Annotated in this window: 9 protein-coding genes; 5 read left to right on the forward strand and 4 right to left on the reverse strand. The window is 68.3% G+C overall.

The annotated features are described in order from the left end of the window. Position 1 precedes the first annotated feature (1 nt). The 4 genes from ACWH43_RS02110 (at position 2) to ACWH43_RS02125 (ending at position 6181) form a co-directional block, all read left to right on the forward strand. Positions 2-778 (forward strand): ABC transporter substrate-binding protein, encoded by a 777-nt coding sequence (locus ACWH43_RS02110; RefSeq protein WP_260349357.1) that lies wholly within the window; start codon positions 2-4, stop codon positions 776-778. Next, on the forward strand, positions 771-2741 hold the full coding sequence (gene fhuB / locus ACWH43_RS02115; RefSeq protein WP_158448186.1) for a Fe(3+)-hydroxamate ABC transporter permease FhuB: 1971 nt from the start codon (positions 771-773) through the stop codon (positions 2739-2741). Before ACWH43_RS02110 ends, fhuB begins: the two co-directional genes overlap by 8 nt. Further along, on the forward strand, positions 2738-3544 hold the full coding sequence (locus ACWH43_RS02120; protein WP_158444609.1) for a siderophore-interacting protein: 807 nt from the start codon (positions 2738-2740) through the stop codon (positions 3542-3544). Before fhuB ends, ACWH43_RS02120 begins: the two co-directional genes overlap by 4 nt. Positions 3545-4486: 942 nt before the next feature. Continuing rightward, positions 4487-6181, forward strand: a complete 1695-nt coding sequence (locus ACWH43_RS02125) for a putative bifunctional diguanylate cyclase/phosphodiesterase (RefSeq protein WP_448153394.1) — start codon at positions 4487-4489, stop codon at positions 6179-6181. A gap of 101 nt (positions 6182-6282) precedes the next feature. Here the strand turns inward: ACWH43_RS02125 and ACWH43_RS02130 are convergent, their stop codons facing one another. From ACWH43_RS02130 to ACWH43_RS02145, 4 genes are all read right to left on the reverse strand, one after another. Beyond that, the gene (locus ACWH43_RS02130; RefSeq protein ID WP_158444611.1) at positions 6283-7065 is read right to left on the reverse strand and encodes an IclR family transcriptional regulator domain-containing protein; all 783 of its coding nucleotides are present in this window, start codon (positions 7063-7065) and stop codon (positions 6283-6285) included. Positions 7066-7157: 92 nt separating this feature from the next. Continuing rightward, the gene (locus ACWH43_RS02135) at positions 7158-9854 is read right to left on the reverse strand and encodes a 2-oxoglutarate dehydrogenase E1 component (RefSeq protein ID WP_158444612.1); all 2697 of its coding nucleotides are present in this window, start codon (positions 9852-9854) and stop codon (positions 7158-7160) included. Between the two features lie 43 nt (positions 9855-9897). After that, complete coding sequence (locus ACWH43_RS02140) at positions 9898-10869, reverse strand: NAD(P)-dependent oxidoreductase (RefSeq protein ID WP_311734866.1); 972 nt, start codon at positions 10867-10869, stop codon at positions 9898-9900. A 29-nt stretch (positions 10870-10898) separates the two neighbouring features. Then, complete coding sequence (locus tag ACWH43_RS02145) at positions 10899-12326, reverse strand: aldehyde dehydrogenase family protein (RefSeq protein WP_158444614.1); 1428 nt, start codon at positions 12324-12326, stop codon at positions 10899-10901. Positions 12327-12487: 161 nt separating this feature from the next. Between ACWH43_RS02145 and ACWH43_RS02150 the strand changes: the two genes are divergently transcribed. Further along, positions 12488-13576 carry a TRAP transporter substrate-binding protein gene (locus tag ACWH43_RS02150; protein ID WP_448153655.1) on the forward strand — a complete coding sequence of 363 codons (1089 nt, stop codon included), beginning with the start codon at positions 12488-12490 and terminating at the stop codon, positions 13574-13576. Positions 13577-13585 lie beyond the last annotated feature (9 nt).

Genomic DNA, 13585 nt, shown 5'->3' on the forward strand with positions numbered 1-13585 from the left:
GGTGCTCGACTGGGCGATTCTCGATGCGGTGCTGGCACTGGGGGGAACGGTGGCCGCGGTGGCGGAGCCGGACGGCTATTGCCGCCAGACCCCCGGCCCGGCGCTGCCGCCGGAAACGGTCGATCTCGGGCTCCGGGACCAGCCCAATCTGGAGCTGCTCCAGCGGCTCGCGCCGGATCTGATCCTGCTCCCCTCCTGGCAGCGCGTCGACCTGCCGCGCCTCGCCCGTATCGCTCCGGTGTTCAGCGTCGCGGCTTATGGCAGCGTCGCGCCTCTGGCGGAAGCGAAGGCTGCTCTGCTCGCGGTCGGCGCCCGGCTCGGACGCGAGGCCGAGGCACGGCGGGCGCTTGCGGCTACGGAGCGGGAGCTTCGCGAAATTCGAGCCAGACTCGCCTCGCGGCAGGGGGCCTCGGTGCAGATCGTCAGCCTACTCGATCAGAGCCATGCCTGGGTCTTCGCCGCTGGTAGCCTGTTCCACGACGTGCTGGCGCGGCTCGGCCTCGTCAACGCCTGGAGCAGGCACCGCGATGCCGTCGTGACGATCGGCCTCGAACAGCTCGCGCGCCATCCTGACGCCTGGATCGTCTGTCTGCGGCCCACCCATCCACCGCTGCTCGCAGAGGTCGCCGCGAGCCGGCTCTGGTCGAGCCTGCCGGCCAGCCGCCATGGCCGCGTCGCGTTGCTGCCGCCGCTGCTTGCCTTCGGCGGATTGGCGACTGCGCGCCGTTTCGCGGGCGAACTCGGCGCAGCGCTGACGGGCAGGACATCCCTTGGCTGAGCAGCCGCGTACCGGAATGCTGCGGGTGCTATGCTGGCTCGCCGCTCTGCTCTGGGCTGCGCTCGCTGCGGCCCGGATCGGTATCTTGCCTGGCGCGGCTATCCCGCTTCCCGGTGACCTTGCAGCGATCCTGTTGGCCGAAGCCATCCTGCCCCGGCTCGCGGCCGGGCTCCTCGCAGGGGCGGCGCTGGCGCTGGCCGCGACGATCTTCCAGGAGGCGCTGCGCAACCCGCTTGCCGAGCCCTCGACCATCGGCGTCTCGGCCGGAGCTTATCTCGCCCTTGTGCTGACGGCCCGCTTCGCGCCCGAGCTTCTGCCGGGCTGGAGCGGCCCGGTCGCGCTCGGCGGGGCAAGCATCACAGGGGCGGCGGTTCTCGCCCTGGCTTGGCGCGGCCGCTTCTCGCCGCTCTCGCTGATCCTCGCCGGGCTGCTGATCGGGCTCTATTGCGGATCGGCCGGCAGCGTTCTCTCGCTGCTGGACTTCGAGTCGCTGTCGCGTTTCTCGGCCTGGAATGCCGGCTCGCTCGTTCAGAACGGCTGGGGCGGCGTCGCCATGATGGGCCCCTGGCTCATCCTCGCCTGCATGGCCGCGCTCCTGACGGCGCGGCCCTTTGCACTCATCGCGCTCGGCGACGAGGTTGCGCGCGCGGCGGGTATCCGCGTTGGGTCGTTGCGGCTCTTCGCCTTCTCGCTTGCTGTCGGTCTCAGCGCCATTGCCGTCGCGGCCGTCGGCGTCATCGGCTTCGTCGGGCTGCTCGCACCGCAGCTCGCCCGCGCCCTCGGCGCGCGCCGCTATGCCAGCCGTCTCGGTCTCGCCCCGATTCTGGGCGGGCTGATCCTGAGCCTCGCCGACCTCCTCGCGCAGCTTCTACCATCGGCCTCCGAAATCCCAGCTGGCGCGATCACCGCCGCACTGGGCTCACCGCTGCTGCTCCTGCTCACCCGCAGGGTTCGGTCGCCGTCACCTGCCGACAGACTCGTCGAAACAGGGGGCGGATGGACCGGCCTCTACCCCGCGGAGGCCATGCCGATCGCGCTGGCCGTCCTAGTTGGCCTCATTTTCGTATCGCTTGCCGCCGGCCGCGGCACAGAGGGCTGGCACCTCGATCTCGGTGAGACGCTGGCCGCCGTGTCGCCATGGCGCGGACCGCGTCTGTTCGCGGCTCTCGGAGCCGGTGCGGCGCTAGCGGTGGCCGGCAGCCTGCTGCAACGCCTCACCAACAACCCGTTCGCCAGCCCGGAGCTGCTGGGGCTCGGGGCGGGAGCGACATTCGGCATCATCCTGCTGATGCTGGTCGCTGCGGATTACGGCCGCGCGGAGCGGTTCATTGCCGCAGCCGGCGGCGCCGGCGCGGTTCTGGCCGCGCTCCTCGCCTTCGGCCGCCGTGATGGCTTCTCCGACGAGCGCATGCTGCTCGCGGGCATTGCGCTCGCGACCTTTTCGGCAGCCGTGACCACCGCGCTGACGAGTAGCGGCGACCCGCGACTGATGGGGCTCATCGTCTGGATGTCGGGCTCGACCTATCGCGCAGAGGCAAGCGACGCTGCTCTGCTCTGTGGGCTCGCCTTGCTGACGCTCGCCATCACGCTGCTCCTTGATCGCTGGCTGCGCCTGCTGCCGCTCGGCGGCAGCGCCCGCGCGCTCGGCCTCGATCATAGCCGAGCGCGCGGCACGATCCTGACGATCGCAGCGCTGGCGACGGGCGGCGCGGCCCTCATCGTCGGCCCCTTCAGCTTCGTCGGCCTGCTTGCGCCGCGCATCGCCCGGCTGCTGGGCATGCGAAACCCCGGCTGCGAGACGGCGATGGCCGCGATCGTCGGCGGCGGCATCATGGTCGTCGCCGACTGGCTCGGCCGCAACCTGCTGTTTCCCTACGACATCCCCGCCGGGCTGCTCGCCGCGCTGGTCGGCGGGCCGCCGCTCGCATTCCTGATTCTGCTCAACAAGGCACCACACCGATGATGACAGCCAATGAAGCCGGGCTTCCGGCGATCAATCCGCAGGACGAGACCCTTTCGCCGTATTTCCGGGTGATGCGCGTCGTTCGTACCGAACAGGTTACGCCACGCCTGCGGCGCCTCGTTCTGGGCGGCGCACCATTGGACGGTTTTTTCTTCGAATGCCCGCCGGACAGTCTCGCTCCGCATGTGCATCTCGAAATCCCGCCGCCCGGCATCACGGCGCCGCTCTGGCCGCGCCTGCGTGGCGACAGCAGTCTGCGCGTAAGGAAAGCGTCTGGACCGAACGCCTCGATCGAACGGGTCTACAGCCTGCGCTGGGTCGATCATGCGTCGGCGGAGGTCGCGATCGATGTCGTCCTGCATGGCGACGGCCCTGGAGCGTCCTTTGGTGCCCGAGCCGTCGCCGGCGATCCTTGTGGCGTCTGGTGGCCGCATGGCCGGCGTATTCCCGATGCCGATTGGTTCCTGCTCGGAGCCGACCAAACCGGCCTGCCCGGCCTGGCCTGGATTCTTGAACGGCTTCCCGCCGATCGTCAGGGGCGGGCCTTCGTCGAGATTCCCCACCCGGACGAGAAGCAGCCATTAGTGGGCCCGCAGGATCTGAAGGTGGTGTGGCTGCTGCCCGACGATCCACACACGCTGTGCGAGCATATGCTAAGCACGCAGCCGCCGGCCGGCACCTCGCCCTTCATCTGGTTCGGTGGCGAGGCGTCGCCCGCCCGCGCGGTTCGCCGACATGTGCGCCAGGTACTACGCTTTGAGCCCGACGCGTTCGAGATCGTGAATTACTGGCGGATGATATAATTATTTGAATACACTTATATGCTATTAATTATATTTCAATATATACTGTTTCTACGATACAATATTGGTGCCCAAAGGTTGAGAATCAACGCAGCCAGCATGAGATGAGGGCTGCGAGGCAAAGCGAAGCCAGATAGTTCCTTGCGAGCTCGATGGCATTGCGCGCGCGATAGCGCCTGGGGTCGAAGGGATGGACGAACCTGAGATCGTAGCCGACGATCAAACGTTAGGCCGAGGCGATCACGTGGCTGGGGACGAAATGGCCGAGTTGAGGTCCCGAGCCGGCACGCATTTGCGTGAACCCTTCCGCGAGGGGGGCGGGCGTGGACTGGCGGCCGTTTATTATGCAGAGTATCCCGCCGTGGAACTGCGCATCATCGGTATGACAGAGCCGAGCCGCGGGTGCCGGGGATGACCGATATTTGGGGCACGCCGCTGACCTGGGAAAGGTGGCCTCAAGGCGAGCTGGTAATGGCGGTTTCGATTGGACCTCCCACGATTGTTGGAAATCGGCAGCCTGTCGCGCCGTCGCAGCATCTGGCGGCAATGCTGTATCGTTTCACGACATACGTATTCGGGATGGCTTTGGGTAAAGCTTATCTTTAATCGTTTCTCAATAGCTGGTATTGTAGAACGATTCTCGGAAAATTATGCGATGACTTGACAATGGTCGACAGTATCCGATCATATCGGTAGATCGACCCCGCGGCACAGGTGACAGTCGCTCGGGGCACGAACGGTTTGGGACGATAAGCTTTCCACCGACCGGGCGTAAGCAACGCGACGGCTCTCAGTCGATCCGCGCTCCGCTCCGGTCGTCTACCGAGACAGGTCTTCATATATTTTTAGCACTCTGAAAGCACCGATGTCATAGGCTGCTCAGCCTGCGGCTGGCGAACGGGCCGAGGTTTGACGGCGGACTGCATGACTCCACCATTTTCCATGGAAAAGGCTCTCCTGAGCGCGGTCCTGGAACATGTCGAGCAGGGAATTCTGATGGTCGATGCCGATGGCCGCGTGGCCGTCTGCAACCAGCGCGCGATCGACCTGCTGGGCCTGCCGCCTGATCTGATGCGCTCCAATCCTCTGTTCGAAGACGTCAAGCGATGGCAGATGGAACAGGGAGAATTCGGCACGGTCACGGCATCGCTGCTTCGCGCCATCAAGTATGAAGGCATAAACGTCGAAATCCTGGACTATGAAAGGCAGCGGCCGAACGGGACGGTTCTGGAGGTTCGGACGAACCGCCTTCCCAATGGCGGGATGGTGCGTACCTTTACCGACATAACCGAACGGAAATCCGCCGAAGCAGCCATTCGACGCGCCGCCACTCACGATCCATTGACGGGGCTGGCCAATCGGGCGCTGTTCCAGTCGCGCCTCGAGGAAGCGCTGGCGAATGCGGAAGCGAGCCGGTCCGGGGTGGGGCTGCTGCTGCTCGACCTCGATGACTTCAAGGACGTCAACGACACCCTCGGCCACGCGGTCGGGGACCTCCTCCTCCAGGAAACGGCGTTGCGGCTCAGCAGCCTCGTCCGCAAGAACGACACCGTCGCGCGGTTGGGAGGCGACGAGTTCGCCGTCATTTTCGCGGAGATCTCCCAGGTCTCGGACGCGAGCACGCGCGCTTCGGCGATCGTGGAGGCCCTGAGAGCCCCCTTCTTCCACGAGGGGCGGGAATTATCCGTCGCCGCCAGCATCGGGGTGGCAGCCTTCCCCGAGCATCATCGCGCGCCGGTCGAGCTGATGAAGGATGCCGACATCGCGCTTTACCGCGCGAAAGAACAAGGCCGCGGCCAGACCGCCGTCTACACCAGCGCGGCCAGAGCGGCGATGGAGCGCCGGGTGACGATCGCGCGCGAGGTGCGCGAAGGGCTGGCGGCCCGGCAGTTCCGCCCGGGCTATCAGCCCAGGATTTCCCTGAAGACGGGACGGATCGCCGGGTTCGAGGCCCTTGCGCGCTGGCAGCATCCGGCGAAAGGGCTGCTGTCTCCGGATTATTTCGGCTCCGTCTTCGCGGAGCACGAGCTTTCGATCGCGCTGGGCGAGGAGGTGATCCGCCAGGCGGCCGCCAATGTCCGGTCATGGCTGGATCAGGGCCTCGAATGCGGCCTGGTGGCGGTAAACCTGTCCTCGGCCGATTTTTCCGATCCGGGCCTCGCGGTGAGGATCCTTCGCATGTTGGAGGAGGCAGGCGTCCATCCGGCCTGCTTCGAGGTCGAAGTCACCGAAACGGTCTTTCTCGGGCGCAGGACGGCGACGGCTTCCTCGATATTGAACGAGCTGCACAAGGCCGGCGTCTCCATCGCCCTGGACGATTTCGGCACGGGGTTCACTTCGCTCACCCACCTCAAGCAATACCCGGTCGATCACATCAAGATCGACCAGAGCTTCGTGCAGAATCTGATCGACGACCGCGTCGATGCCGCGATCGTCACCGCGATCGTCAATCTCGGCCATGCCATGGGCCTGCACACCACGGCGGAAGGCGTCGAAACCATCGAGCAGGCAGAGCGCTTGCGGAAAGCCGGCTGCGATTTCGCCCAGGGCCGCCTCTATGCGGAGCCGCGGTCCGGCGCAGAGGTGCCGCGGATCATCCGGTCCTGGTCCTCGGACCGGCGCACAAGCATGGGCTAGCCGTTCAACCTCGCGCCTGTCCGGCTTCGCTTCGGGATGAGGGGCCCGCGGTTTCGCGGCGCAGGCGCGCTCAGCGCTCCGGCCGTCCTGCGTCCCTGGGATCAGGCTTCGGCGGAGAGCTGCGAGCCGATGGTCGCCGCCGTCCGGCGCAGGGCCGGCAGGATGTTGTCGAGCAGTTGCTGGCGCGGGCCGGCGCCGCGCAGGACGAGGCTGCTGAGGGCGGCCTCGGTCCGGCCCTCGACGACGATCGGCACCGCCACGGCCCAGATCTGGGACTGGTAGACGGCGTCGAGATAGCGCTCATGCGCGAAGGCGTAGCCGTCGCGCCGCGCCGCGGCGAGCCGGTCGTCGAGCCCTTCCCAGAGCTCGGGCGAAGCGTCCCAGGGCTCCTGCGACTGCCGCAGCCGCGCGAGCTGGGCCTGCAAGGCCTCCGGCGCGAGACCGGCGAGCTGCACGATGCCGACCCCGGTCGCGAGCAGGGGGATGCGCGCGCCGAGCCGGCCGGGGATGGAGAGGCCCTTGGCGTTGCGATTGGTGTAGATGATCACCATCGCATCGTCCTCCAGCGTCGCCAGATTGGACGGCCAGCCGATCTCGGCCCGCAGATTCTCGATCAGCGGCTCGGCGAGCTGGAGCAGCCGCGAGGTCGCGTCGTAGCCGCTGCTCAGCAGCTTGGTCCGCGCGGTGACGCCGAAGGTCACGTTGTCGGCGCGGCGATAGGCGTAGCCGGCATCGATCAGCGTCTCCAGGATCCGCACGACCGTCGGCTGGGGCAGCTTCGCGGCCCGCGCCAGATCGGTGGCGGTGATCGGCCCGTGCTCGCTGACGAGGCGCAGGATCGTCAGGCCGCGGGTGATGGCGCGAACGGGTTCAAAGGAAGCCATGGACGCGTCGACGGGCTCCTCGTGGCGACAGGGGACGGATCGTTGCCGCCGGCGGGACCGGCGGCGGGGAGGCGGGCATCATCTCCGGCACTTCAGGCATCGGCCGCGGTCAGGTCAAGCGCCCGCGCGATCAGCGCGGCCTGCTCGATCTCGTGGCGCTCGATCGAGCCGCCCGCCGCGACCGGCAGGGCCGGGCGGGAAACCGCGGCCAGCTCGCGGCCGGCGAAACGGGCGTCGCTGCGCAATTGCTGCTGCACGAAGGCGAGCGCGCCCTGATTCGCCGGCTCCTCCTGGCACCACAGCCATTGCGCGTCGCCGTGCCGGGACAGGGCTCCGGCGAGCTCGTCGGCCGGGAAGGGATAGAGCTGGTCGAGGCGCAGCAGCGCGACCTCCTGCTCCAGCCCGCGGCTGGCGCGCCCGGCGGCGAGCTCGTAGCCGATCTTGCCCGAGCACAGCACGACCCGACGCGCCGGCCGCGCGGAGGCTTCGTCGACGACCGGGCGGAACGCGGTCCCGGCCGCCATCGCCTCCAGCGTCGAGATGCAGGCCTTCTGCCGCAGCAGCGCCTTGGGCGCGATAACGAAGAGCGGCTTGCGCCAGGGCGCCTTCACCTGCCGGCGCAGGAGATGGAACAGGTTCGCCGGGGTCGAGGGGTTGGCGACGATGATGTTGCCGCCGGCGCAGAGCTGGAGCAGCCGCTCGATCCGGGCGGAGGAGTGGTCCGGGCCCTGGCCTTCCAGCCCGTGCGGCAGCATGACGACGAGGCCGGAGCGCAGCTCCCATTTCGCCTCGGCGGAGACGATGAACTGATCGACCATGATCTGGGCGCCGTTGAGGAAGTCGCCGAACTGCGCCTCCCACAGGGTCAGCCGATGCGGGTCGGCGAGGCTGTGTCCGTATTCGAAGCCGAGCACGCCATATTCGGAGAGGGGGCTGTTCACGGCCTCCAACCAGGCATCGCCGGTCGCGACGGCCGCCACGGGCAGCGTCCGTTCGCCGGTCTCGACATCGTGCACGGCGAGATGGCGCTGGGTGAAGGTGCCGCGCACGCAGTCCTGTCCCGAGAGCCGCACCGGCACGCCCTCCGCCAGCAGCGAGGCGAAGGCGAGGGCTTCCGCCGTGGCGAAATTGATGTCGGTGCCGGATTCGATCGCCTCGAGGCGCGCCTTGTAGAACTGGGCGACCTTGGGATGAGGCCTGGCCTCGGCCGGGATCCGGCTGGCGGCGCGCCCGATCTCGCGCAGCCGCTCGACCGGCACTCCGGTTTCGACCGGGAGAAGCAGCGCCGGCTGGCCGGCCCGCGCGATGCCGGCCCAGGCTTCCTCGCCGGCCGGGCCGGCATTGGGGCGCAGGCTCTCGATGGCGGCGTATCCGTCCTGCATCTCGGCCTTGAACGCTTCCGCGAGCGCCGCGGCCCGTTCCGGCGCCGTGGCGTCGAGAGCGGCGATGGCGGCGGTGAAGCTCTCGCGCAGCGTCGGGCGGCCGTCGATCGCGGCCCAGAGCTGCGGCTGGGTGAAGCGCGGCTCGTCGAGCTCGTTATGGCCGTTGCGGCGGTAGCAGACGAGGTCGATCAGCAGGTCGCGGCGGTAGCGCCGCCGCCAGGCGAGGGCGAGCGCGGCGGCCCGCGCGACCGCGACCGGATCGTCGCCGTTCACATGCAGCACCGGCGCCCCGACCATCTTGCCGATATCGGTGCAATAGCGGGCCGAGCGGCCCTCGCCGGCATTGGTCGTGAAGCCGATCTGGTTGTTGACGACGAGATGGATGGTGCCGCCGACCTCGTAGCCGGCGAGCCCCCCGAGCTGCAGCACCTCGCTGACCAGTCCCTGGCCCGAGAAGGCGGCGTCGGTGTGGAGAAGCAGGCACAGCACGTCGTCGCCGCCGCGCCTGCGCTTGCCTCGCGCCAGGCCGGTGACGACGGGGGCGACGGTCATCAGATGGGAGGGGTGGGGCGCGATCGAGAGCCGCATGCGCCGGCCGTCATGCCCGACCTCGCCGGCATAGCCGAGATGGTAGGGCACGTCGCCGGTGAAGTCGGGGCCGCCATCGGTGAGGTCGCGGCCCTTGATCTCGGCCAGCAGCACGCCGACCGGCTTGCCGAGGACGGTCGCCAGCGTGGCGAGGCGGCCGCGATGCATGCCGCCGATCACGGTCTCGCCGAAACCGGCGAGGCAGGCCTCGCGCAGCAGCTCGCGCAGGAAGACGATGAGCCCTTCCGCCCCCTCGACGCCGAAGCGCTTCTTCGACGGAAACTTGACCTTGATGAAGGTCTCGAAGGTGTCGGCCAGGACGATGGCGTCGAGCGCCCGGTTCGCCAGATCGACCGGCGTCTCCGCGGCGAACAGGGCCTCGAAGGCCGCATGCAGCCAGTCGCGGGCCTCGTCGTCCTCGACCTGCTGCGCCTCGAGGCCGACGGTGCCGGCATAGAGCCGCTGCAGCTCGGCCGCGAGCGCCGCCGCCGTCGTCTCCTGTTCGGCTCCGGCCAGAACCGCCCTGACCGGCAGGTCGGGCCGTCCGGCCGCCTCGGCGCGCAGGCGCCCGAGCGCGGCGACGGCCGGCCGCGCGGCGAGGCCGAGCGGGTCGAGCGCCGCCTCGAGATGCCCGAAACGCCGGTAGCCCTCGATCAGCCGCAGGGCCAGTTGATCGCCATCGGCCGGCGCCGCCGGCCGTCCCGGCTCCGTCTCCTCGAAATGGACGCGCCAATCCGCCGGGACCGAGAGCGGATCGCGCCGATACCGCGCGTAGATGTCGAGGAGATACGCGCTTTCGGTCGCGACGGGCAAAGTCATGTCGGCGGCTTTCGGGAGGCGGTGGCGGCGTCGGCGATCGGGGTCAGCTCTTGGACGGCAGGCGCGGCGCCGCGACCCCGGCGAGGTCGCACCAGGCGTCGAGCAGCGCCGAGAAGTCCTTGCCGCCGAAGCCGCGCGAGCGGGCGAGCTGCAGGCATTCGCGCGCCGCCGCGCCCATCGCCAGCGGCACCTTCATCGCCGAGGCCGAGGTCAGGGCCAGGCCGAGATCCTTGTGGGCGAGATCGATCTGGAAGCCGGGCTCGATGTCGCCGGCGAGGACCTTGACCGGGAAGTTGGTCTTGAGATGGCCGTTATTCGCCGTGGTGCCGTTGAGGATGTCGATGGTGCGCTCGACATCGAGGCCGAAGCGGGCGGCGAGCGTCAGCGTCTCGGCGTTGAGCTGGCAGGCGGCGATAGCGAGGTAGTTGTTGACCACCTTCATGCGAATGCCGGCGCCGGCCGGGCCGCAATGATGGATCGTCGTGCCCATGGCCTCGAGCATCGGCTTGACGCGGGCGAAGTTCTCCGCCGAGGCGCCGACCATGAACAGGCACTCGCCGCGATCCGCATGGGTCGCGAGGCGCCCGACCGGCGCGTCGACGAAGCCGAGCCCGGCGGCCTCGACCGCCGCCGCGACCTCGTCGGTCGCGAGCGGGTCGATGGTGCTCATGTCGACCACCAGCGTGCCGGGCCGGGCATGAGGCACGATGCCGTCGAGCACGACGGAGCGGACCTCGGGATGGGCCGGCAGCATGGTGAAGACGATGTCGGATTCGCGGGCGACCTCCTCGATGGAGGCTGCGCCGCGGCCGCCGAGGGCGACGAGCGCCGCGACGCCCTGCGGGTTGACGTCGTAGGACAGCGTCGCGAAGCCCTTGCGCTGCAGGTTGGAGGCCATCGGGCGGCCCATCCGGCCGAGGCCGATGAAGCCGATTTTCGGGTTGCTCATGGGCGTTTCCTTCCGGTTTCTCTGGATCATCACGCGTCCATTCGGACGCATGATGATCGATCTCATTGCTGGTCCGATGCTCTGGTCGGCCGGGCTCAGGCGAGCAGGTAGCTGGTCTTGATCTGGGTATAGAACTCGACGGCGTAGCGCCCCTGCTCGCGCGGCCCGTGGCTCGACGCCTTCCGGCCGCCGAACGGCGTGTGGTAGTCGACGCCGGCCGTGGGCAGGTTGAGCATGGTCATGCCGGCCTCGACATTGCGCTGGAAATGCCGGGCATGCTTCATCGAGGTGGTGCAGATGCCGGCCGACAGGCCGTAATCGGTGTCGTTGGCGACGGCGAGCGCCTCCTCGTAATCGGCGACGCGGATCACCGTCGCGACCGGGCCGAAGACCTCCTCGCGGTTGATGCGCATCGCATTGGTGGTGTCGGCGAACAGGGTCGGGGCGAGGTAGTAGCCCTTGGTGTCGAGCTCGAGCGCCTCGCCGCCGGTCGCCAGCCGGGCATTCTCGCTCTTGGCGATGTCGATATAGCCGAGGTTCTTGCGGAACTGCGCGTCGTCGATCACCGGGCCGATCTGGGTCTCGGCCTTGAGCGCGTGGCCGACGCGCAGTTTGGCGATGCGGTCGGCGCAGGCCTTCACGAAGGCGTCGTGGATGCCGCTCGTCACGATCAGGCGGCTCGAGGCGGTGCAGCGCTGGCCCTGCTGGAAGAAGGCGCCGTTGACGGCGATGTCGGCGGCGAGGTCGAGATCGGCATCGTCGAGCACGACGAGCGGGTTCTTGCCGCCCATCTCCATCTGGCAGCGGATCAGCCGCTCGGCGCAGGCGACGGCGATGCGCCGGCCGGTGGTCGAGGAGCCGGTGAAGGAGATCGCGTCGGCCTGGGCGATGACGGCGGCGCCGACATCCGGGCCGGCGCCGATCAGCAGGTTGAACACCCCGGCCGGGATGCCGGAGGCGGCGACGATCTCGGCGATCGCCACGGAGATGCCGGGCGTCTTCTCGGAGGGCTTCCAGACCACGCCGTTGCCGAAGGCGAGCGCCGGGGCGATCTTCCACATCGGGGTCGCGACCGGGAAGTTCCAGGGCGTGATCAGGCCGACGACGCCGACCGGGTCGCGGGTGATCTCGACATCGACGTTCGGCCGCACCGAGCCGAGCTTCTCACCGGGCAGGCGCAGCGCCTCGCCGGCGAAGAAGCGCGCGATATGGCCGGCGCGCATCACCTCGCCGAGCGCGTCCGGGACGGTCTTACCGCCCTCGCGGGCCAGGATCTGGGCGAGCTTGTCCTTGTTGTCGAAGATGCCGCGGGCGATCGCCTCGAGGACCAGCGAGCGCTGCTCCAGCGTGGCGCGGCCCCAGGCGGGCTGGGCCTTGCGGGCGGCGGCGAAGGCGGCCTCGACCTCGCCGGTGCCGGCGAGCCCATAGGTCGCGATCAGGTCGCTGAGGTCGGAGGGGTTGCGGATTTCGAGAGCCTGCGCGCCGCCGACCCAGTTTCCGCCAATCAGATTCTTCTCGAGCATCGCTGCAGCACTCCATCGGTGGTTTCGCCGTCCGGCCCGCTTCGGCGCGGCCGGGAATGAAATTCGACTAGCACCATCTCGATCACCATGCTAGATTTGAATTGTAAATTCATACAATGAATAATCTCTCGATCATCGAGAGCGAGGAGCTGGAGGAAGGCATGAGGAAGCGCGATTTTCTGAAAACGGCGGCGGCCGGCGCCGCGAGCAGCGTGGCGATCGCCGCGCCCGCCATCGCCCAGAGCGAGCCCACGATCCGCTGGCGGCTGGTGTCCAGCTTCCCGAAGAACATCGACGTCCTCTATGGCTGCGCCAAAGTCATGGCGAAGAACCTGGCCGAGGCGACGGACGGCAAGTTCCAGATCCAGGTCTTCGCCGCCGGCGAGGTCGTGCCGGCGCTGCAGGCGATGGACGCGGTCTCGAACAACACGGTCGAGATCTGCCATACCGCGGCCTATTACTATGTCGGCAAGGACCCGACCTTCGCGCTCGGCACCCATGTTCCGTTCGGCCTCAACACGCGCCAGCAGAACGCCTGGATCTACGATGGCGAAGGCAAGAAACTGCTCGACGATTTCTTCCGCAAGTTCAACATCGTCGCGCTGCCCGGCGGCAACACCGGCTGCCAGATGGGCGGTTGGTTCCGCAAGGAGATCACCGAAGTCGCCGATCTCAAGGGCCTGAAGTTCCGCATCTCGGGGCTGGGCGGCAGCATCCTGGCCAAGCTCGGCGCGGTGCCGCAGCAGGTCGGCGGCGGCGACATCTATCCGGCGCTGGAGCGCGGCACGATCGACGCGGCCGAGTTCAACGGGCCTTATGACGACGAGCGCCTCGGCCTCTACCGCGTCGCGCCCTATTACTACTATCCCGGCTTCTGGGACGGCACCTCGATGGAGCACTTCTTCATCAATGCCGCCCAGTGGGAGAAGCTGCCCAAGCACTATCAGGCTGCGCTGACCGCCGCCGCGGCGCTCGCCAACATCGACGCCGTCGCGCGCTACGACAACCTCAACCCGCCGGCGCTGCGCCGGGTGGTGGCGAGCGGCGCCAAGCTGCGGCCCTTCCCGGCTCCGATCATCGACGCCGCCTACAAGGCGTCGCAGGAGCTGTATGAGGAGCTCTGCGCCAGCAATGCGGAGTTCAAGAAGATCTATGAGAGCGCGCGGCGCTTCCAGCAGGACTCCGCGACCTGGAACCAGGTCTCGGAATATTCCTACGACAGCATCGTGCTGAGGGCGCTCCGCCGCTGACGGCACCGG

Source organism: Allobosea minatitlanensis (assembly GCF_964020775.1).